The organism is Isoptericola croceus (genome assembly GCF_029382255.1).
In the GTDB taxonomy this organism is placed as follows: Bacteria; Actinomycetota; Actinomycetes; order Actinomycetales; family Cellulomonadaceae; genus Isoptericola; species Isoptericola croceus.
Genome location: NZ_JARLLG010000008.1, coordinates 154,530 through 175,258, shown reverse-complemented (window position 1 = coordinate 175,258; position 20,729 = coordinate 154,530). Strand labels below are relative to the sequence as shown.

The window sequence follows — 20,729 nt, the reverse complement described above, 5'->3', positions numbered from 1 at the left end:
TGCGCTCGCAAGCTCGCTCCGGGTCAGCGCTCCACCTGGATGGTCGCGATCGTCCTGCGCTCGCAAGCTCGCTCCGGGTCAGCGCTCCACCTGGATGGTCGCGCCGACCCTGCGCTCGCAAGCTCGCTCCGGGTCAGCGCTCCACGTCACCGCGGATGAAGGCCTCCAGGTGCGCGCGGCCCTGGGTGTCCTCCATCTGTACAGGCGGGGACTTCATGAAGTACGTCGACGCGGAGAGGATCGGGCCGCCGGTGCCGCGGTCCTTGGCGATCTTCGCGGCGCGGATGGCGTCGATGATGATGCCGGCCGAGTTGGGGGAGTCCCACACCTCGAGCTTGTACTCCAGGCTGATCGGGGCCTCGCCGAACGCGCGGCCCTCGAGGCGCACGTACGCCCACTTGCGGTCGTCGAGCCAGGCGACGTAGTCCGAGGGGCCGATGTGGACGTTGCGGTCCTCCGTCTTGCCGGCCAGCGCGCCGGTGAGGTTGGAGGTCACGGCCTGGGTCTTGGAGACCTTCTTCGACTCGAGGCGGTCGCGCTGCAGCATGTTCTTGAAGTCCATGTTGCCGCCCACGTTGAGCTGGTACGTGCGGTCCAGCACGACGCCGCGGTCCTCGAAGAGCTTGGCGAGCACGCGGTGCGTGATCGTCGCGCCGACCTGCGACTTGATGTCGTCGCCGACGATCGGCACGCCGGCGTCCTCGAACTTCTTGGCCCACTCGGGGTCGGAGGCGATGAAGACGGGCAGGGCGTTGACGAAGGCCACGCCCGCATCGATGGCGCACTGCGCGTAGAACTTGTCGGCCTGCTCGGAGCCCACCGGCAGGTAGGACACCAGGACGTCGACCTTCGCGTCCTTGAGCGCCTGCACGACGTCGACCGGGTCGCCGTCCGCCTCGTCGATCGTCGCGGCGTAGTAGTCACCGAGCCCGTCGAGGGTGGGGCCGCGCTGGACCATGACGCCCGTGGGCGGCACGTCCGCGATCCTGATGGTGTTGTTCTCGGACGCATGGATCGCCTCGGCCAGGTCGAAGCCGACCTTCTTCGCGTCGACGTCGAACGCCGCCACGAACTCGAGGTCGCTCACGTGGTAGTCACCGAACTGGACGTGCATGAGACCCGGGACGGTGTCTGACGGGTCGGCGTCGTGGTAGTAGTGCACACCCTGGACCAGGGACGATGCACAGTTTCCGACGCCGACGATGGCAACGCGGACGGAGGTCATCCTCGCTCCTTGTTTCTCGGGGCCGGGACGTCGTGCGTCCCGGCGGTCTTGTCGCGGCTGCTCGCGCGGTCGCGCTCGGTGGTGATGAGCCCGTCGAGCCAGCGCACCTCGCGCTCGACCTGCTCCAGCCCGTGCCGTTGCAGCTCGAGCGTGTATTCGTCGAGCCGTTCCCGGGTCCGAGCTGCGGACTCCCGGACCGCCTCCAACCGCTCCGTCAGCCGGGTGCGCCGGCCCTCGAGGATGCGGAGGCGGGTCTCGGCGTCCGTCTGCGCGAACAGCGCGAACCGGACGTCGAAGCTCTCGTCCTCCCAGGCCGAGGGGCCCGCGGAGGAGAGAGTGGTCTGAAGGTGCTCCTTGCCGTCGGCAGTGAGCCGGTACACGATACGCCCGCGGCGTCCGGTCAGCGGCTTCGTGCCCGACGGCGGACGCCCGGTCGCCGTGCCCGTGGCGGGTCGCGCGGTGGTTACCGGGTCCGGGTCGACCGTCTCGATCAGCCCTCGCGCGACCAGCGACTTCAGCGCCGGGTACAGGGTGCCGTACGAGAAGGCCCGGAAGGACCCCAGGAGCAGGTTGAGCCGCTTGCGCAGCTCGTAGCCGTGCAGCGGCGCAGCGCTGAGCAGGCCGAGGATGGCGGTCTCGAGGACGTTCGAGCGACTGCGCACCCTGCTGCCCTCCTCCGCTGACGCACTGCACCTGATGGATTCAGTGTATGACTCGTTGTATCGAGTCGATACATCGTGAGGATAGGACGACTCGACCGGTCGGGGCAACGGGAAGCACTCGACCGCCGTCGGGCACCGAGTTGTGAAGGCTCGGTGGAGCCGGACGTGAGGGTCTGGGGACGGTCGGCGTGGAACCGCGTCACAGGAGGAAGGTCTGGACACTGCGGTGGGTGGATCCCCTAGTGTTCCCTGTGGTCCCTCGTGCCTCCAGGGGGCGGGGCTGCCGCTGGGGACCTCCGCAATCGAAAGGCTGGGACGTGGGGAGCAAGCGCAGACGTCGCTTCTGGAACTACCCGCGCCGGGGCAAGAACCCGGTGCTGCGGTGGTTGCCGTCGTGGCGCTTCGTCGTCGGCTGCATGCTGGGCGGCATCGCCCTCGGTGCAGGCGTCTTCTTCGCCGCGTGGACCTCCACGGAGATCCCGAAGAACCTCGACGACGTCAACCACCAGGCCACGACCGTCTACTACGGCAACGGCAAGGAGATCGGCACCTTCTCCGGCATCAAGCGCGAGATCGTCAACTACGACACCCTGCCGACCTATGTCGGTGGTGCCGTGGTCGCCTCGGAGGACGCGACGTTCTGGGAGAACAACGGCGTCGACCTCCGGGGCATCGTCCGTGCCGCCATGAACAACGTCACCGGCTCCGGCGGCCGCCAGGGAGCGTCCACCCTCACCCAGCAGTACGTTGAGCAGTACTACCTGGGGAGGACCCAGGACTACGTCGGCAAGGCGCAGGAGGCGATCATCGCGCTGAAGATCGCCCGCGACCAGTCCAAGGAGCTGGTCCTGGACCGGTACCTCAACACCATCTACTTCGGTCGCGGCACTTACGGGATCCAGGCCGCCGCCCAGGAGTACTTCGGCAAGGACGCCGCCGACCTCACCTACTCCGAGGCGGCGATGCTCTCCGGCATCATCCCCGCACCCGTGACCTACGACCCCTCGGTGCAGCTCGAGGTCGCGCAGAATCGGTGGCAGCGCAGCATCAACCGCATGGCCGCCCAGGGCTACATCACCGAGGAGGAGCGGGCAGCCGCCGAGTTCCCGGAGTTCATCGAGAAGACGGAGAACACCAACAGCCTCGGTGGCCAGAAGGGCTACATCATGGCCGCGGTCAAGGCCGAGCTGCTGAGGAACGGGATGACCGAGGAGGAGATCGAGACCCGGGGTCTGCAGATCTACACCACGATCAAGCCCAAGCTGCAGCGTGAGGCCCACAGAATCGTCAAGGACATGCCGGACGACGCGAACAAGAAGGTCCGCGCCTCCATCGTCTCGATCGACCCCTCGAACGGTGCCGTCGTCGCGCTGTACGGCGGGAAGAACTACATCAAGCAGTCGCTGAACACCGCCACCCAGGACACGGTCCAGGGCGGCTCGACGTTCAAGCCGTTCACGCTCATCGCGGCGCTCGAGGAGGACTACGAGCTCAACGAGACGTTCGACGGGAACTCCCCGGGGCATCTCGACCCCGAGGACCCCACGAAGGAGTGGCCGACGAACTTCGGGCGGCAGAGCTATGGCCAGGTCGACCTCGTCCAAGCCACCGCGAACTCGGTGAACACGGCCTACGTCGAGCTGAACCTCGCCGTCGGGCCCGAGAAGACGGTCGACGTCGCACACCGCCTCGGCATCCGGGAGGACACCGAGATCAAGGCCGTGCCGTCGAACGTGCTGGGTACGGCGGATGTCTACCCGATCGACCTCGCGTCGGCCTACGCGACGATCGCCGCGGAGGGCAACTACGTCAAGCCGCACGTCGTCGACCGCGTAGAGCACCGGGACGGCTCGCTGCGCTGGGAGCCGGAGACCACGGGCGAGAGGCGGTTCGAGCGCGACGTGATGACCCAGGCGACCTACGCGATGACGAAGGTCGTGGAGGAGGGCTCCGGTCGCGCAGCTCTGGAGCTCACCGGGCCCGACGGGACCCGCCGTCCGGTGGCCGGCAAGACCGGTACCTCGAACGACAACGTGTCCGCCTGGTTCGCCGGCTACACCCCCCAGCTCGCCACCGTGGTCAACATCCGCCAGTACAAGAAGGTGGACGTCGAGGAAGGGATCCTCGCCGGGCCCGATTCGATCGACGCCTTCGGCGGCTACTCCGAGATCACGGGCAGCACCTGGCCGGCCTCGGCATGGACCGAGTTCATGCAGGTGGCGCTCGACGGCAAGGAGATCGAGGAGTTCCCCGAGTACATCCCGCCGCAACCGTCCTTCTCGCCCAGCCCCACGCCGTCGGAGACGGAAGAGCCCGAGTGGGTCGACGTGCCCGGCAACCTGGTCGGGATGGACATCTCGCAGGCGACGAGGCTGCTCGAGGGCCTGGGCCTGTCCGTCGCGACGGAAGCCGTCAACAACGACTCCCGCAAGGGCACCGTGGTCAACGTCAAGAACGGCAGCGACCGCATCCCGACCGGGTCGACGATCACGCTGGAGGTCTCGACGGGTAAGTCCGACGAGCCACAGCAGGTAGCCGTCCCGAACGTGGCGGGTCAGGCACGCACGGCCGCGGAGCAGCGGCTCCGGCGGGTCGGGCTGTCCTCGGCCACCACCGAGGAGTACAGCGACCAACCGGTGGGCGAGGTCATCCGCTCCGAACCCGGCGCCGGCACCGAGGTGGAGCCCGGTGCGACGGTGACGATCGTCGTCTCGCGCGGACCTGAGCCGTCGGACGACGACGAAGCCGGCCCGCCGGACGACGACGACGGTCCAGGGCTCGGCAACGGGATCGGTGGCGGCGGGGACGGGTGACCGACGCCACCCGCCAGTCGGGGTGACCTGGGTTCCTGCCAGGGTGCTCCGACCGGTACCCTGGTGGACTGGCCGTGCCACCCGTTGGCGCGGCCGACGCACGCAAGAACCCTCCTGCCACGGACAGACCGTGGCCGTTTGAGACCAGAGGAGGTGGGTTGAACACATGCGTCAGTACGAACTGATGGTGATCCTGGACCCGGAGGTCGAGGAGCGCACCGTGGCCCCGTCGCTCGAGAAGCTGCTCACGGTCATCAAGACCGAGGGCGGCTCCGTCGACAACGTGGACATCTGGGGCCGTCGCCGTATGGCCTACGAGATCGACAAGCGGTCCGAGGGCATCTACGCCGTCGTCGACTTCACGTCCACGTCGGACACCGCGAAGGAGCTGGACCGTCAGCTCGGCCTGAACGAGGCCGTGCTGCGCACCAAGATCCTGCGCGCGAACGCTCGCTGAATCCGCTGAACCGAAACACTCCGCTCACCCTGCCCCCTGTGGGAGGCTCGTGGTGAGATCTTCCCTGGAAGTCGAGTACAGCCGAATCTCGCGGACGAACGAAGGAGCTTGGCATGGCTGGTGAGACCGTCATCACGGTCGTCGGAAACCTGACTGCGGACCCGGAGCTGCGCTTCACCCCGTCGGGTGCTGCCGTTGCCAACTTCACGATCGCGTCCACGCCGCGCACGTTCGACAGGCAGTCGAACGAGTGGAAGGACGGGGAGGCGCTGTTCCTGCGCTGCTCCATCTGGCGTGAGGCCGCGGAGAACGTCGCCGAGTCGCTGACGAAGGGCATGCGCGTCATCGCGCAGGGCCGTCTGACGCAGCGGTCGTACGAGACCCGCGAGGGCGAGAAGCGCACCGTCGTGGAGCTGCAGGTGGACGAGATCGGCCCGTCGCTGAGGTTCGCCTCGGCCAAGGTCACTCGTGCGCAGCGCTCCGGTGGCGGCGGTTTCGGTGGCGGCGGGGGGTACGGCGGCAACGCCGGCGCTCCCGGTGGCCAGCCCGGCGGAGGCCAGGGCGGCGGCGGTTTCGGTTCTTCCGGCGGCGGTCAGCAGCAGAACGACCCCTGGGCCACGGCTGGCCCGGCGTCGTCCGGCGGCGGGTTCTCGGACGAGCCCCCGTTCTGATCGTCGCTCAACCCCAGATCACCCCTTGTCCCGCTGGTGCGAACCAGCCGGGACGATCCTGAGTAAGGAGCACTCACCATGGCCAAGCCTGTGGTGCGCAAGCCCAAGAAGAAGGCCAACCCGCTGAAGGCGGCGAAGGTCGAGACGGTGGACTACAAGGACACCGCACTGCTGCGCAAGTTCATCTCCGACCGCGGCAAGATCCGCGCGCGTCGCGTCACCGGCGTCTCCGTGCAGGAGCAGCGCCAGATCGCCAAGGCCGTCAAGAACGCCCGCGAGATGGCCCTGCTGCCGTACTCGTCGTCGGCCCGCTGACCGGAAAGGATCCAGAACATGGCAAAGCTGATCCTGACCCACGAGGTCACCGGTCTCGGTGAGCCCGGGGACGTCGTCGAGGTGAAGGACGGGTACGCCCGTAACTTCCTCATCCCCCGCTCGCTGGCCACTCCGTGGACCAAGGGCGCCGAGTCGCAGGTCTCCGCGATCCGCAAGGCTCGCAAGGCCCGTGAGCTCTCGACGCGTGAGGACGCCGAGGCCGCTGCGGCCTCGATCCAGTCGAAGGCGTACACCATCGAGGCGCAGGCCGGCGAGTCCGGCCGTCTCTTCGGTGCGGTCACCACGGCCGACATCGCCACCGCGGTGGCGTCTGCCGGTGGCCCGTCGGTCGACAAGCGCAAGATCGAGATCGGTCAGCCGATCAAGTCGACCGGTGTGCACACCGTGTCGATCCGTCTGCACCCTGAGGTGTCGGCGAAGATCGAGCTGGAGGTCGTCGCCGGCTGACGCCGGTTCGATCACCTGAAGGCCCTGGTCCCCTCGCTCTGCGAGCGGGACCAGGGCCTTCTGCATCGCGGTGCGTGCCGCTCCGGTCGGCAGTTCCAGCTCCGGTCGGTCGCTTGAGGTGCCGACCGGAGCTGGACATACCGATCGGACTGGTGGCCTGTGGATGGCGTCGGTGGGTGATGGCGGTGGCGCGGCATGCTGGCCTGCATGAGCGTTTCCGAGATCCTCGTCGCCCGCGACCACGACGCGGCACGGCTGCGGGCGGCGCGCCGTCAGGGAGAGATCGAACGGATCCGCCGCGGCGCATGCCGCGCAGTGCCCGACGGCGGCACACCGGACCGCTCGGGATGGTCGGCCGCGCGGGAGCTCGCCCTCGACCGGGCGCGTGCCGTGAGCGCCCAGCTGCGTACGGACCACTGGTGCAGCCATGCGACGGCGGCCGTGCTCCACGGTCTGCCGCTGTGGCGGCTGCCCACGGTCGTGCACCTGGCGCAGCACTACCGTGCGTCGTCACGCGCCGCGGTGGACGTCCGGCGGCACCTCCTCGAGGTTCCCGCTGAGCACCGCACCGAGCGGTTCGGGGTGCCGGTGACGTCGCTGGGACGGACCGTCGCGGACTGCGTGACGACGCTGCCGCCGCTCGAAGGGCTCGTCGTGGCCGATGCCGCCCTGGCTCGCGGCCTTGACGTGGAGGAGGCCTCCGCCATCGTCCGATGCCGGCGGCAAGGGCGCCGCCGAGGTCTTCTGGTGCTCGATCTCGCCGACGCAGGAGCGGAAAGCCCATGGGAGTCCTGGCTGCGCTACGTGGGGCACTGGGTGGGACTGCCCCGTCCGCAGACCCAGGTGCCGGTGACGTCCCGCCTCGGCCGTCACCGGGTGGATCTCGGCTGGCCCGACCATGAGGTCCTGGCCGAGTTCGACGGGCTGGTGAAGTACCGGACCGGCGCGTTCGGGGACGGCTATGACGCTGACGAGGCCAGTATCGCCGAGAAGCGCCGGGAAGAGGCGATCACGGAGCAGACCGGCATCCCGCTGCTCCGGGTGACGTCGAAGGACGCCGCTCACCCGGAGGCCGTGGCGAAGAGACTCCTGGCGCGCTTCCCTCCATCGGTTCGTCGCGCAGCACGCCGCAACCCGCTACTCACCCGGCCGCAGTGACGCCGTCCGGCTCCGGTCGGTCCGTTCGGCTCCGATCGGTCGCTCGAGGTGCCGATCGGAGCTGAACCTGCCGAGCGGAGGCCGCCGGGTCAGAGGCCGGTGACCATCCAGCGCTCGCCGCGGGCGCGCAGCCCGGTGGTCAGCGCCCGCGCCAGCATGAAGACTCCCGCGAAGGCCGCCCACAGCCACGCGAGCCCGACGGCGCCGTCGGGCGCCCACGCGCGGACCGCCAACGCGCAGGGCACGTACAGCACCAGCGTCAGCATGCCCGCCCAGGCGAGGTACCGGCCGTCTCCGGCGCCGATGAGCACGCCGTCGAGGACGAACACCCAGCCGGCCATCGGCATCAACGCCCCGCACACGACCAGTCCGAGGGTGATGGCCACGCGCACGTCCGGGTCGGAGGAGAACAACGGGGCGATCCACCAGCCGGAGGCCGCGAGCACGACGCCGATCACCGCCCCGGCGCCGACGCCCCACCGCAGGCAACGCCGCAGCACGGTGCGGACACGCTCGAGGTCCCCGGAGCCCAGCCCGTGCCCCACGAGCGCCTGCGCGGCGATGGCCAGCGCGTCGAGCGCGAACGCCGCGAGGCCCCACAGGCTGTTGATGACCTGGTGCCCGGCGAGGGCCACCGCGCCCAGGGAGGTCGCGGTCCACACGGTCAGCAGGATCGCGAGCCGCAACGACACGGTGCGGACGAGCAGGGGCGCACCGGCGACGGCGTTGGCCCAGATGCCCGCATGGTGCGGACGCAGGGAGGCGCCGCGCCGTCGGGCTCCGGCGACCACGACGGCGGCGAGCACGACCGCCATCAGCAGCTGCGCCGTCGTCGTCGCCAGGGCCGAGCCCGCGATGCCCATCCCCACGCCGTACACGAGCGTGACCGACCCGATCGCGTTGAGGACGGCACCGCCCGAGGCGACCCACAGGGGAGTGCGGGTGTCCTGCAGGCCGCGCAGCACGCCGGTCGTGGCGAGGACGAGCAGCATGCCCGGCAGGCCGGGCGCGGACCACCGCAGGTAGGTGACCGCGTGCGTGGCGACGGGGTCGGACGCGCCCATCGCGGAGACGGCCCACGGGGCGGCGAGGAAGAGCGCCGCGGCGAGGACGACACCGATCCCGAGGGCGAGCCACATGCCGTCGACGCCGGACTGGAGCGCCGCGCGGTCGGCCCCGGCGCCGAGCCGGCGCGCCACGGCGGCAGTGGTCGCGTAGGCGAGGAACACGCACAGGCCGACCAGGGTGATCAGCAGGGTCGAGGCGAGCGCCAGCCCGGCGAGCTGGGCGGTGCCGAGGTGCCCGACGACGGCGCTGTCGACGAGCACGAACAGCGGCTCCGCGACGAGCGCCCCGAGGGCCGGCAGCGCGAGAGCGAGGATCTCGCGGTCGATGCGGCGCAACTCACCACACCTTTCTTTTCTCCACAGCCTGGGAACAACATCTGCCCAGGTCAGCGTGCCTGTCCAGAGTTGTACACAGGAGATGTCCCCAGTTGTGCACGCGGTTGTCCACCGGCGGTGCACAGGTCTGGGCAGTCTTCCACAACCCTGTCCACAGCTGTGTCCACAGTGCCTTTTGCGCGTGGTCGCGGGCGCGCCTAGCGTCGTCCCGGGTGTCAGAGGTGGACTGTAGAACAGGAGCCTGAGGACTGGTCGATCTGCCCGGGTCGGGGTCGTGGTACCGGTGGGAGCCGGGGGAGGTGGGGATCATGTCGATCGACGAGCTGGAGGCGAACTACTCGTCGTCTCGTGGCGGCTTCGACCGTACCCCGCCGCAGGACGTCGACGCCGAGATGAGCGTGCTGGGCGGCATGCTGCTGTCCAAGGACGCGATCGCCGACGTCGTCGAGCAGATCCGCGGCCTCGACTTCTACCGGCCCGCGCACGAGGCGATCTACGACGCGATCATCGACCTCTACGGACGCGGGGAGCCCGCCGACGCGATCACCGTGGTCGCCGAGCTGACCAAGCGTGGCGAGATCGGGCGGATCGGCGGCGCCTCCTACATCCACGACCTCATGGCCGGCGTGCCCACCGCGGCCAACGCCGGCTACTACGCGCGCATCGTGCAGGAGCGGGCCGTGCTCCGACGGCTCGTCGAGGCCGGGACCAAGATCGTCCAGCTCGGGTACGCGACCGACGGCGGCGACGTCGATGCTGTCGTCAACAACGCCCAGGCCGAGATCTACGCCGTCACCGAGCGCAAGACGTCCGAGGACTACGCGCCGCTCGCCGACATCATCGGCGGCGCGATGGACGAGATCGAGGCCGCGGGGAACCGTGGCGAGGGCATGGTCGGGGTGCCCACCGGGTTCGCCGACCTCGACCGGCTGACCAACGGTCTGCACCCCGGGCAGATGATCGTGGTCGCGGCGCGGCCGGCCATGGGCAAGGCGCTCGCCCTCGACACTCCGCTGGCGACGCCGTCCGGCTGGACAACGATGGGCGACGTCGCTGTCGGGGACGAGCTCATCGCCGCGGACGGCACACCGACGCGCGTGGTCCGGGCGACCGAGGTCATGACCGGTCGGCCCTGCTACGAGGTCGTGTTCGACGACGGCACGACGATCGTCGCGGACGCCTGGCACGAGTGGGCGACGAGCACCTCAGGTGATCCTGCCGACACTACGGTGCGAACCACAGAGGACATCCTGGCGTCCATGCTTCGGGGTGTGGCGCACTCGGTGGCGCGGCCCGGAGCCACTTGGAAGATCGTCGACATCGCGGCGGTCGGTTCGGTCCCCGTGCGCTGCGTGGAGATCGACCACCCGGAGCATCTCTACCTCGCGTCGCGGGCGAAGATCCCCACCCACAACTCGACTCTGGCGATCGACATCGCACGGTCGGCGTCGATCAAGCACCAGAAGACGTCCGTCGTGTTCTCGCTCGAGATGAGTCGCAACGAGATCACGATGCGACTGCTCTCCGCCGAGGCCCGGGTGCACCTGCAGAAGCTGCGCAACGGCTCGCTCGGCGACGACGACTGGCAGAAGCTCGCCAAGGTGATGGGCAAGGTGTCCGAGGCGCCGCTGTTCATCGACGACTCGCCCAACATGTCGCTCACCGAGATCCGCGCCAAGTGCCGGCGGCTCAAGCAGAAGCACGACCTGCAGCTCGTGGTGATCGACTACCTGCAGCTCATGACGTCCGGCAAGAAGGTCGAGTCCCGACAGCAAGAGGTCTCCGAGTTCTCGCGTGCGCTGAAGCTGTTGGCGAAGGAGATCGAGGTTCCTGTGATTGCGCTGTCGCAGCTGAACCGTGGTCCGGAGCAGCGTCAGGACAAGAAGCCGGCGATGTCGGATCTTCGCGAGTCGGGCTCTATTGAACAGGATGCAGACATGGTTATCCTTCTTCATCGCGAGGATGCCTATGAGAAGGAATCTCCTCGAGCTGGTGAAGCGGACCTGATTGTGGCCAAGCATCGTAATGGTCCGACGGATACCATTACCGTGGCGTTCCAGGGGCACTATTCGCGGTTCGTGGACATGCAGGTGTGAGATGCGTGTGTGTCGACGTGCAGCCGACCCTTCAGAATCTTACAGATATGATTCGTAAGCGTTGCTAAACCGCGGGGTTCAGGGAGGCTGAAACTCGGGGCCTCGTCCTCCGCCTTGATCCGCTCGGCTTGAGCAGTTCGATGGCGGAACCGGCCGGGACCTCTTGAACTGCCGTGGACTGGTTGCGATACTTGTTTCGGATACTCGTGCTCAGCACGCGGGTGTCTACGCGCTGCTCGCATCGCGTGGCCTTGGATTGACCGACCGGGGCCGGGCTCGGGCCCAACCACGACCGGACCGCTGGGTTCAGTTGTCGGCGCGTTCGGGAAGGTGAGCAGCGATGTCTCAGCAGACGAGGGATCCGGTCGTGATCCCGTCCGCGCGTACAGGTCGCCCCCCAACGCGCTTGCGCGAGCACTGGCCAGATGACGTGGTGCGCATCGACACGCGTATCCCGGCGAGCCTGGCAGAACGCGTCTATCGAACCTCACGGGAGACCGGGCGTCCCGTCCGAGTCGTCATCGCTGACGTACTCCGATGTGGGTTCGCCGCCGAAGACGGTGGCTCGATGGACTGATGCCGATCGGCGCAGGGCGCCGAGAACGCGAAACGGGCCCGCGAGTTGCAGCTCACGGACCCGGTCGCCTCGCCACAGCGGACTTGACCCCGCTGTAAAGAACACCCACCTCACATTTGGGGGTATTCCTATGCCTTCAGCACGTCCAGAATGCGCCTCCGACACGACGTCCGTCAACCAGAAGGGCTCGGGTGCCGCAGAAGCCCCGAGCATCTCGTGGCGAATACGAACCACCGCCACCGGCGATGTCGACTGGGACTGGAGCTACGGTCCTCCCGCGCTCCGTAGCCTGGCGCCGGTCCGTCGGCCCAAGGCCGACTCCATGTCGCGCCATGCACCTGTACAGATGAGCTGTCAGACGACGGGCTCGACACTGATCCTGGAGTCGGGACTGGAGTATGAGCTGGCGCGCGAGCTCGACCGTGATCGGAGTGTGGTGTGGATCGTCGCCCAGCCCGCGATGATCACCTTCGCCGACGGGAGCCGCCACGTTCCAGACCTTGCCTGCGAGCATGCCGACGGCCGGGTGGTGGTCTGGGACGCCAGACCGACCGAGCGCCGGGACGAGAAGTTCCTGCGCACCGCCAAGCTGACGGAACAGGCCTGCGCGGAGGTCTCCTGGGAGTACGCCCTGTACGACACGGCACACGACGCCCGACGTCTGAACGTCCTGTGGTTGGCGTCCTTTCGGCACGAGCCCCAGTGGCCGCACCACGCCGCACACATGCAGCTGGCCACGACGTGCGCGAACGACGTCACGGTGGGCGAGTTGATGGAGCTCGACGACGGAGACGGACACACGATCGCCCTGATGTGGCATCTGCTGTGGACCGGCGAGCTCGTCGTGGACCTGGATGAGCGGATCACCGCGGGAACCGTGGTGCGGTATCGAGGAGACGCCCGATGAAGGCGAATCGGATCGCCGTCGAGCAGGGTGCGATGGTTCTGACCTACGACGGTACCGCTGTCGTGGTCCACGTTGACGTGCAGGGCGTCGAGCTACGTGACGTTCGCGGTCAGGTCGAGTGGGTGCCCTGGCCCGATGTCACGATGATGCAGTCCCTTGACCCTGCTGTCGGCGAGGTCCCGGCGCTGCACAGCTTCGCCGCCGAATGGGAACGTCTCGACGACGGCGCACGCGAGGAAGCGCTGTTCCGACTGGGCATCGTCCAGGAGATCGTCACCGGATTCCGGCACGGTCACGCCGACCTCGCCCTGCCAGGCGAACCGAACGCCACGTTTGACCCGGCTTCGGGATTCAGTCTGACCGCCAGGTGCGAGCGCATGGCCAAATTACTGCGTCATGAGGCCTTGACAGGCCGTGCTGGTGGCTTCGACGTCACTCAAGTCTCCGGGCGCACACTCTATAAGTGGGTGAAGGCAGCGGAGGAAGGTGGCCTGCTCGGCCTGGTGGATCAACGTCGGGCGCGCACGACCGAAGTGTTCTCCACGATCCCGCTCGCCTGGCGTCAGGCGGCACATGAGGTCGTGGCTGATTTTGACGGAGACGTCTCCACGGTAAACCTGCGCGAGGTGCATCGGCGCATCAAGGTCCGTCTGCACGAAGCAGGTCACAGCATCGTGGCACCGCAGCGGGCTTCGGGCCGGTTCGTCGCGCACTTGATGAGGACTCGCGGCGCCACGACTCGCGCCCAGCGGTCCAACAAATTGCGCGGGGTGGCGGGGACTCAGTCGTATGCGGCGATGGTTCCCGGGCAGATCGTGGCGATCGACGTCACGCGCTTTGATGCGATGGTCTGGTGCCCCGTGCGTGGCGGTGCTTGCTCGGTGGAAGTCATCTCGGCGATGGACGTCGCCACGCGGGTGATACTGGCGTTGCGGGTGGTGCCGCTGAGCGCGAATTCGCACGATGCATCGCTGCTCATGTACGACGCGATGCGCCCGTTCTCACAGGTCGTCGAGGGCACGTCAGTCTCGGACTGGGCCTGGGCCGGAGTTCCGGAGCGCATTGAGTTCTACTCAGACGCGTCGGGCGCCGAGCCGGACTGCTCCGGCGTGGAGGTGACATGCCCGCGGACGTGCCGGTCGCTGCGCATCGCTCCAGGAATGCAGGGCGAGCATCTCGTACCGGGTGTCAGGCCGGCAGCCGTCCGTTCCGACCACGGATCGATCTTTCTTTCGCCGGTCTTCCGGCACCTGCTGGACCGGTGCGGGATCGACCACCCCCGATCACGCCGCAGCCACCCCATCGACAACGGCATTTTGGAGCGGTACCACGAGACATTGCAACGTGCGGCGCAGCAATTGCCCGGGTACAAAGGCCGCAATGTTTCTGAACGCGGCCGGACCGTGGGACTCGGTGGCGCTGACGACGCAATCACGCTCTTGACGGCGCCGGAGCTTGAGAAGTTTCTGCGCAGATGGATCGTCTTCGACTACCACCGACAACCCCACGACGGCCTCCAGCTGCCGGGTACGCACCGCACCGGTGTGCGCCCAATCGACATGTTCGATGCACTGCTGAAAGTCACGGGCCGCCTTCACGTGCCTCAGCGCCCAGACCTGCTGTACGACTTCCTGCCTACCCGGTGGGCCACAGTCGGGCATTCAGGGGTCGAGCTGTCGGGCCTGACCTACGACAGCCCAGAACTGGAAGGCCTGCGCTCGGCCCCCAAGGGCACTTTCCGTGCGGAAGACCGGGCCATGCCGTTCCACTACGACCCGCATGACGTCAACCGCATCTGGTTTCGCCACCCAGACACCGGGCGCATCGTCGAGGTGCCATGGCGCAAGGCCCACCTGATTGACGCCCCTATGACTGAGACGCTCGTTCAGCATGTCCGAGCCGCAGTCCAGCAGCGCGGATCCGGGCCCCGCCCATCACGGACGGCCGTCGAGGACGAGATCATCACCGAGCTCGGCAACCTGTTGAAGAGCGTCCCCAAGGAGTGGAAGAAGCGGATTTCAACCGCGACCATGCGCCACGAGGCGGCTCAGCGCGACCACGCCGAGGCTGACGTCGCGCGCACGGTAGCCGAGATCGCGACACCCGAGGCTGCGGTCAACCCAGCCCCCGGCGACCGCAACCCAGAGTCGCACCCGATGTGGGCAGACTCGTGGTCGTACACGCCGCCAGAAGCCGAGGCCGGCTGATGGATGCACGGCTGTGGCACGAACAAGCCCGCACCGAGACCTTGGCGGCGCCGACGCCCAAGACCATCGCGCAGCTGCGGGCGATGAGCACGAGCTCTCGAACCAGGTACCTGAGTCACCGCCGCCGGTGGATGCGCAGCCTCCACTTCGATACCCCAGCAACCCGGCAGGCACGGCAGGCACTGACAGACCTGGTGGAGGACAACCTCACCAGCATGCCGGGCGCCAAGGACGTGATCGCCGTGACCGCTCCCTTCGCGGTCGGTAAGTCGACGCTCGTGCGCACCTGGGCACAAGAGCAGTATCGGCAGATCATCGAAGACCGCGTTCACCACAGCCAGGTGCCGACCTGGAACAGCAACGTCGGCGTCGTCGCCGACGAGGTCCCGGTTGTTTGGCTCGACCTCGGCGCTGCTTCCAAGATCCGGGCTTTCAACATCCAGTTCCTGCAGTACTTCGGGTACCCGATCGGGGGTGCCATCCACGACCTGACAGCGCGGATCCATCGCATCGTCGACGCCCACCGGGTCCGCCTGCTCATTGTCGATGACACCAACCTGCTGAACTTGCGGCACAAGGATGCCCGCGACGTCCTCGATCACCTCAAGCATGTCAACACCGTGCTGGGTCAGCGTGGAGCGTCCATGGTGCTGGTCGGTGCCGACCTCGAGGACGGCGCGATCTTCCAGGACCCTCAGATGGCCGGCCGGCTACGCGCCATCCGGCTAGGACCGTGCTCGATCGACACGCCCACCGGCGTCGCTGCCTGGCAAGAGACTCTCGCCAGCATCGAGAACCTCGTCCTGCCCTACCTCCCCGCCGCCCGTCCAGGCATCCTTGCCGGGCACCATGCCCCCAGGCTCTGGCGCTTGACCCAGGGCTACCTCGGTGACCTGGCTCGGCTGATCGCCGAGGCTGCCTACATCGCCGCACGGGAGGACACCTGGACGATCCGGATCGCCGACCTGGAACGTCCGCAGCTGTCGAGGCGCGCGCAGCACGCCACCCCCCGCCTGCGCGAGACCAGAGCCGTCAAGACGACGAAGCCGGCAACCGCTGAGGCTCACGCCCCATGACACCGCTACCCGTGCGCCCTGCGCCACTACCCGATGAGACAGTCGCCTCCCTTGCCGCCCGGACCGCCGTCAGCAACCACCTGCACCCCAATCAACTCGGCTTGCCTCGTACCGGGGGCCTGCGTGGAGAGCAACGAGCGGCCGCACACCTTGCCCAACTGCTGGACCTGCCGCACGAGCAGCTGAGCGCCTCCATGCTGTCCGCGTACCCGCCGGTACTGCGCGGCACGGGCCCACGACAGCAGCGCACCTGGCTCCATCCGCGCTCGGAATGGGCGTGCCCGAGATGCACCCAGAGCAGCGGGGTGATCCGGCGCCGATGGCAGCTCTCACTGCATCCCTTGTGCCTGGCGTGCCCATCGCTGCTCACTATGACCGGCGCCGGCCCTCGCGCGGAGCCGGTCACCGAGCCGCCCGACACAGCAGCCACGCACGCTCAACGCCTGATCGCCCAGGGCCTCGATCCTGAGCGCCTCCACGCAGCCGGCGCGCACCGCCGCTTCGCGGACCTCTACCGGCTCTGCGAGCTCGTCGCGGCCTCAGCCGACAACGAGTGGCCGCATCTACCCGGATGGGAGCATGACCTGCGCGCAGGCCTGACGCACGCCCGTACCGACTGGAGCCATCGACCACCAGCGACGCCCGGACAAGCAGCAATCATCGTCCTCGAGTGCGGTAGAGCACTCGCTGACACTGCCCACCGACGCCGGCTCACCGGCGAAGCGATCGAGCGCCTCGACGACCGCAACGATGATCTGGCCCGAGCCTTGGTGCGCCGGCACGGACACGGCACCAGCCCGCCTTCCGAACGAACCCAACCGAGTACTCCAAGCTCGCGCACGCAGCCCGTCCTGGCCACGCTGACCCGCAGCATCCAGCGCCTGCATCGCTCGCGCGGGATCCAGCCCCGGCACATCCCGGCCTGGCCAGTCGATCCGGCGGACCCCCTCGTACCGACCCGCGAAAGACGCCAGGAACTGGAACGACGCGCCGTGCTGCTGCACATCCTGCTGTCCGGACGATGGCACGACCCGGGTGCCGAGGCGCACGCCCGCGACGAGCTGGGGATCCCCTCGCGAGTCCGCCGGCGCGGATCGTTGACCGACGGGGCCATCGACGCCATGCGAGCAGCGCACGTCCTGCGCACGGCCGAACAACTGGTCGCCCACGGGTTGATCGACCACCACGGTCTGCGGCAACGTCTCAACAGCCCCAGAGGCCTGCTCGCCGCCGTGCGTCGCCGGGTCCCTGCTCTGCCGGCCACCAGCGACGACGTGCTCGCCACGTGGTGCCGGCTGCACCAGAGCCCAGGACCAGCCCAGGAGGCGACTCTCGCCGCCGTGCGCACGTTCGACCAGGCCCTCGACCCCGAGCAGCGACTCCACCTTCTTGAGGCTGCCGGTAGCTACCTGGACGACGTTGATCCTCCTGCGCCGTTGGCCGTGCAGCACGCGCACGGCACAGAACACCGGACTGCGTGATGCTTCCCGTGCGGATCGACCCGCGGCCAGGACAGTGCATCGAGGACTGGCTCGAGCACGTGGCCGAACACAACTCGATGCCCACGGGACAGCTGACCGCCCTGATCGGGCACGGCGAAGGACCGGTCCGGTTCCTCAGCGTCAAGCCCACCGACCGTGTGGTGGCACGGATCGTCGAGATGACGGGCCTGTCCAGCGCCGTCGTGCGGTCCACGACCCTGCAGCGCTTCGACGGCTCCGGCATCGTCGAGCTGGACGGTCTCGATCCCGACCACTGGTCGACATGGCGGCGAGTCGCCGGCCGCGGATGGATACATGCCACCGGGTCGGCCGCCTGCCCCCACTGCCTGTCCAGCAACGGCATGTGGCAGCTGCGGTGGCGGCTACCCAGCAGCACCGTCTGCACCCGCCACCGCTGCTACCTCATCGAACAGTGCCCGGGCTGCGGGCGCCGGTTCCTCGACCATCCGCACACGCCGCTGCGCCCCGCACCCGGGTCTCGCTGCCTCAACCCGCTACCGGGACGCGGCTACTGCGACGTCGACGTCAGCAGCCTGCACACCACCCCGGCGCCAGATGACTGCCTAGCCCGCCAGTCCCGCCATGACCACGCCCTGAACGGCACCGCGCCAACCGTGCTCGGCACTGCGAGCAACCCGCCGGGATACCTGCTCGACGTGTGGGCATTGACCATCCTGCTGCTCCACCTTGCCACGACATCGGCCGCCACCGGCCTGGCCGCCTGGACCAACGAACTCCTCGCCGAGACCGCAAGCCGACGGGAGGAGAACCGCGAGCAGAATCTCGAGGGACCGAGCTCAGCCGCACGCGGCGGGCCCGTGCGATGGAGCCTGCACCCCCCAACGTCGCCCGCGACGAGGTCACGGGCTCTGGCAACCGCCGACGCCATCATCACCGCGCCCGACCTCGACGCCGCGGGCGCCGCTCTGCACCCGTGGATCGCGGCGGCACCTGGGACCACCGACTCCCGGCTGGGATGGCTCGCCGACCGCACACGGATGACGCCGACCCTGACACGCATCTGTATCGCTGCCCTGGCACCCCACCAACGCATCAGCCACGCCCTGCACGCCAGCCCCCTCGCGGTCGAGATCGACCAGATACCCCAAGCCATCCCCGAGCCGACCTACCACCGGAACGCCGCCCACCTGTTCCGCGCCGGCGGCGAGACACCACGCCACTTCCTCGCACTGTGCCTCGCCCGCCACTACGACCCCACCCTGACCTGGGCAGGAGCAGCCGACATCCTCGGGGTGCCCCCACAGCACGGCACGAAGACCGCCCGAGCCATCAGCGCCCGACACCACCTCGACCTCCGCGACCTCGACCGCGCCTTACGAGCCATCGTCGACGATCTGCAGGACGACCGCTGTCACCTCGAAGGCCTCGTGCGAGCCAGCGCTGAAGAATCCGACTGGTTCCACGACTGGTCGAAGCAGTACCGGCCAGGAACTCGCCGATCGTCGCTGCCCTACGCCGTGACCTGGCTGTGGTGCCACGTCGCGGGTGGCCTGCTACGCACCAGTCCCGCATGGCCGGAACCGCCCGAGCAGACAGTACGCGCAGCCTTCCGGCAGTTCGAGGCGACGCTCACACCCTGGGCCACGGCTGCACTCGCCGCCCTCGTCAGACCACTCCGATGACAGGAACTATCGTGCGACTCCACACCGAGCCGGCAGGCAGTGGGACTTCGCGGGCGCCGGGTCACTACCCAGCCGTCTTCGCCGAGTTCATGCTGCCCTACCGCGACCCCGGACCTTTCGCCCGCTGGCAACAGCAGCACGACGGCCGTACCGCGACCCTTCACCCCACGCCCTCAGGAAGCCCCATGGGTGGAGACCTGTACCCCTTCGGAGTCCTGCCCCGCCGCTTGCTGGCCTGGATGGCCACCACCGCGGTAGCGACCGGATCACGCCACCTCAACGCCGGCAAGTCCCTTGCGGATCTGGCCCGAACCCTCGGCCTCACCACCGACGGACCCAGCCTGCACCGACTCCGCGACCAACTCGACCGACTCACCGGCGCGACCGTTCAGATCCAAGACGCCACACCTGGACCGGGCGGCGTCCATGTGCGCGGAACCACGCTTCGCGTCGCCGAGCACTACACCACCTGGAACAACGAGCACCGACACTGGGGACTCGACGGACAAGACACCGGACTGGCCATCACGCTGTCCAGCGAGTTCTTCACCTCCATCGTCACCGCGCCCGTTCCCATCGACCTGCACCTGCTGTACCTGCTGGGCAGCTCACCGCTGCGCACTGACCTCTACCTGTGGACCTGCCACCAGCTCCAGCAACGGGAGCAGACTCACTGGCACACCACCTACCGGACCTTCGCCGACACCTTCGGCAGCCGAACCCTTCGGCCGCGACGTTTCCACGAGGCACTGCGAAGCGCGGCACGAGACGTCACGAGCCTGCACCCCGACATAGAGATCACCGCTGATCGTGGCGGCCTGAACTTCATCGTCGCAGGCCGCGGAAACCAGCCCGGCGGTGAGAGAGCATGAGCAGCGAACTGCCCACCGAGTGCGACCCAAACCCGCTGCTCATCATCGACCTCGACGGTGTCATCAGCCCTTACGGCACCACCGCCCATGACGACCTCCGCCTCGTCCGAGCAGGTGGGCACCGGCTGCTCTACCGACCGGCCGTCATCGACGAACTCAACCGCATCCACCGTGAAGGCCGCATCAGCCTGCGATGGCTCACCACCTGGGGAACCGACGCTCGCACCCACGTCGCCCCGGCGGTCGGACTCGACGACTTCCCGCTGCTTGAAGCCCTTGACCTGAGTCTCTCCGCACGCCAGTGGCCCAAGATCGAGGCCGTCCAACGTCAAGTACGGATCGGACGACGCTTCGCCTGGATCGACGACGATCTGACCCCAGCGAAGCAGCTCCAGTTGCGGCAACGCTACGGAGCGGACGGACTGCCACTTCGACCCCGAGCGACCGTAGGCCTGACCCTGGACGAACTCGCCGCCGTCCGCCTCCACTTGGGGAACCGATAGGGCCGCCCTTCCGGGCAGCACTCCCACTCCATCGCATACGGCCCCTTCGAACATGTGGACGACACGCATAGTGCCTGTGGACGCCCCTGTGGATTACCAGCGGTCGCTGGCCCCGAAACCCAATATCTAGGGGTTTCCCAGCCTGTGGACAACTGCATGTAGTAGTTACACAAC

At 68.2% G+C, this 20,729-nt stretch carries 17 protein-coding genes and 1 pseudogene; 15 read left to right on the top strand and 3 right to left on the bottom strand.

Features of this window, described 5'->3' with window-relative positions:
- Nucleotides 1-133: 133 nt before the first annotated feature.
- Both PZC42_RS16665 and PZC42_RS16660 read right to left on the bottom strand, forming a co-directional pair.
- Nucleotides 134-1,225 carry an inositol-3-phosphate synthase gene (locus PZC42_RS16665; RefSeq protein WP_277212720.1) on the bottom strand — a complete coding sequence of 364 codons (1,092 nt, stop codon included), beginning with the start codon at nt 1,223-1,225 and terminating at the stop codon, nt 134-136.
- On the bottom strand, nt 1,222-1,887 hold the full coding sequence (locus PZC42_RS16660; RefSeq protein WP_277212719.1) for a PadR family transcriptional regulator: 666 nt from the start codon (nt 1,885-1,887) through the stop codon (nt 1,222-1,224). Before PZC42_RS16660 ends, PZC42_RS16665 begins: the two co-directional genes overlap by 4 nt.
- Nucleotides 1,888-2,204: 317 nt before the next feature.
- Here PZC42_RS16660 and PZC42_RS16655 point away from each other — a divergent pair, with 317 nt between their 5' ends.
- The 6 genes from PZC42_RS16655 (at nt 2,205) to PZC42_RS16630 (ending at nt 7,769) form a co-directional block, all read left to right on the top strand.
- Complete coding sequence (locus PZC42_RS16655; protein WP_277212718.1) at nt 2,205-4,700, top strand: transglycosylase domain-containing protein; 2,496 nt, start codon at nt 2,205-2,207, stop codon at nt 4,698-4,700.
- A 166-nt stretch (nt 4,701-4,866) separates the two neighbouring features.
- The gene (rpsF, locus tag PZC42_RS16650; protein ID WP_277212717.1) at nt 4,867-5,157 is read left to right on the top strand and encodes a 30S ribosomal protein S6; all 291 of its coding nucleotides are present in this window, start codon (nt 4,867-4,869) and stop codon (nt 5,155-5,157) included.
- 113 nt (nt 5,158-5,270) lie between these two features.
- Nucleotides 5,271-5,828: a single-stranded DNA-binding protein gene (locus PZC42_RS16645; RefSeq protein WP_277212716.1), complete on the top strand. Its 558-nt coding sequence runs from the start codon at nt 5,271-5,273 to the stop codon at nt 5,826-5,828.
- A gap of 78 nt (nt 5,829-5,906) precedes the next feature.
- The gene (gene rpsR / locus PZC42_RS16640; protein WP_106265817.1) at nt 5,907-6,143 is read left to right on the top strand and encodes a 30S ribosomal protein S18; all 237 of its coding nucleotides are present in this window, start codon (nt 5,907-5,909) and stop codon (nt 6,141-6,143) included.
- A gap of 18 nt (nt 6,144-6,161) precedes the next feature.
- Nucleotides 6,162-6,611: a 50S ribosomal protein L9 gene (gene rplI / locus PZC42_RS16635; RefSeq protein ID WP_277212715.1), complete on the top strand. Its 450-nt coding sequence runs from the start codon at nt 6,162-6,164 to the stop codon at nt 6,609-6,611.
- Nucleotides 6,612-6,818: 207 nt separating this feature from the next.
- Complete coding sequence (locus PZC42_RS16630; protein ID WP_277212714.1) at nt 6,819-7,769, top strand: hypothetical protein; 951 nt, start codon at nt 6,819-6,821, stop codon at nt 7,767-7,769.
- Between the two features lie 89 nt (nt 7,770-7,858).
- Here PZC42_RS16630 and PZC42_RS16625 read toward each other — a convergent pair whose 3' ends face one another.
- Complete coding sequence (locus PZC42_RS16625; protein ID WP_306575375.1) at nt 7,859-9,172, bottom strand: MATE family efflux transporter; 1,314 nt, start codon at nt 9,170-9,172, stop codon at nt 7,859-7,861.
- Between the two features lie 308 nt (nt 9,173-9,480).
- On the opposite strand from PZC42_RS16625, the gene dnaB reads away from it, so the two are divergent.
- The 9 genes and pseudogenes from dnaB to PZC42_RS16585 all read left to right on the top strand — a co-directional run bounded on the left by dnaB (nt 9,481) and on the right by PZC42_RS16585 (nt 20,555).
- Complete coding sequence (dnaB, locus tag PZC42_RS16620) at nt 9,481-11,268, top strand: replicative DNA helicase (protein WP_277212713.1); 1,788 nt, start codon at nt 9,481-9,483, stop codon at nt 11,266-11,268.
- Nucleotides 11,269-11,693: 425 nt separating this feature from the next.
- Nucleotides 11,694-12,752: a TnsA-like heteromeric transposase endonuclease subunit gene (locus tag PZC42_RS16615; protein ID WP_306575372.1), complete on the top strand. Its 1,059-nt coding sequence runs from the start codon at nt 11,694-11,696 to the stop codon at nt 12,750-12,752.
- Nucleotides 12,749-14,959: a Mu transposase C-terminal domain-containing protein gene (locus PZC42_RS16610; RefSeq protein WP_277212711.1), complete on the top strand. Its 2,211-nt coding sequence runs from the start codon at nt 12,749-12,751 to the stop codon at nt 14,957-14,959. Before PZC42_RS16615 ends, PZC42_RS16610 begins: the two co-directional genes overlap by 4 nt.
- Nucleotides 14,911-16,035 (top strand): TniB family NTP-binding protein, encoded by a 1,125-nt coding sequence (locus PZC42_RS16605; protein WP_277212710.1) that lies wholly within the window; start codon nt 14,911-14,913, stop codon nt 16,033-16,035. Before PZC42_RS16610 ends, PZC42_RS16605 begins: the two co-directional genes overlap by 49 nt.
- Nucleotides 16,032-16,373 (top strand): annotated as a pseudogene (locus tag PZC42_RS22695) (TniQ family protein); the annotation flags it as partial. The gene PZC42_RS16605 and the pseudogene PZC42_RS22695, both read left to right, overlap by 4 nt.
- Before the next feature lie 33 nt (nt 16,374-16,406).
- Nucleotides 16,407-17,516 carry a hypothetical protein gene (locus PZC42_RS16600; RefSeq protein WP_277212709.1) on the top strand — a complete coding sequence of 370 codons (1,110 nt, stop codon included), beginning with the start codon at nt 16,407-16,409 and terminating at the stop codon, nt 17,514-17,516.
- Nucleotides 17,516-19,180, top strand: a complete 1,665-nt coding sequence (locus PZC42_RS16595) for a TniQ family protein (protein ID WP_277212725.1) — start codon at nt 17,516-17,518, stop codon at nt 19,178-19,180. The genes PZC42_RS16600 and PZC42_RS16595 overlap by 1 nt, the downstream gene beginning before the upstream one ends.
- Entirely contained in the window at nt 19,069-20,052 is a 984-nt protein-coding gene (locus tag PZC42_RS16590) for a replication protein RepA (protein WP_306575369.1), read from the top strand. Before PZC42_RS16595 ends, PZC42_RS16590 begins: the two co-directional genes overlap by 112 nt.
- Nucleotides 20,049-20,555 (top strand): HAD domain-containing protein, encoded by a 507-nt coding sequence (locus PZC42_RS16585; protein ID WP_277212707.1) that lies wholly within the window; start codon nt 20,049-20,051, stop codon nt 20,553-20,555. The genes PZC42_RS16590 and PZC42_RS16585 overlap by 4 nt, the downstream gene beginning before the upstream one ends.
- Nucleotides 20,556-20,729: the final 174 nt, after the last annotated feature.

Coding starts and splice junctions, on each gene's coding strand:
- PZC42_RS16665 (WP_277212720.1), bottom strand. CDS start 1,225: ATGACCTCCGTCCGCGTTGCCATCGTCGGCGTCGGAAACTGTGCATCG.
- rpsF (WP_277212717.1), top strand. CDS start 4,867: ATGCGTCAGTACGAACTGATGGTGATCCTGGACCCGGAGGTCGAGGAG.
- PZC42_RS16645 (WP_277212716.1), top strand. CDS start 5,271: ATGGCTGGTGAGACCGTCATCACGGTCGTCGGAAACCTGACTGCGGAC.
- rpsR (WP_106265817.1), top strand. CDS start 5,907: ATGGCCAAGCCTGTGGTGCGCAAGCCCAAGAAGAAGGCCAACCCGCTG.
- rplI (WP_277212715.1), top strand. CDS start 6,162: ATGGCAAAGCTGATCCTGACCCACGAGGTCACCGGTCTCGGTGAGCCC.
- PZC42_RS16630 (WP_277212714.1), top strand. CDS start 6,819: ATGAGCGTTTCCGAGATCCTCGTCGCCCGCGACCACGACGCGGCACGG.
- dnaB (WP_277212713.1), top strand. CDS start 9,481: ATGTCGATCGACGAGCTGGAGGCGAACTACTCGTCGTCTCGTGGCGGC.
- PZC42_RS16615 (WP_306575372.1), top strand. CDS start 11,694: ATGACGTGGTGCGCATCGACACGCGTATCCCGGCGAGCCTGGCAGAAC.
- PZC42_RS16610 (WP_277212711.1), top strand. CDS start 12,749: ATGAAGGCGAATCGGATCGCCGTCGAGCAGGGTGCGATGGTTCTGACC.
- PZC42_RS16600 (WP_277212709.1), top strand. CDS start 16,407: ATGACCGGCGCCGGCCCTCGCGCGGAGCCGGTCACCGAGCCGCCCGAC.
- PZC42_RS16595 (WP_277212725.1), top strand. CDS start 17,516: ATGCTTCCCGTGCGGATCGACCCGCGGCCAGGACAGTGCATCGAGGAC.
- PZC42_RS16590 (WP_306575369.1), top strand. CDS start 19,069: ATGGCCGGAACCGCCCGAGCAGACAGTACGCGCAGCCTTCCGGCAGTT.
- PZC42_RS16585 (WP_277212707.1), top strand. CDS start 20,049: ATGAGCAGCGAACTGCCCACCGAGTGCGACCCAAACCCGCTGCTCATC.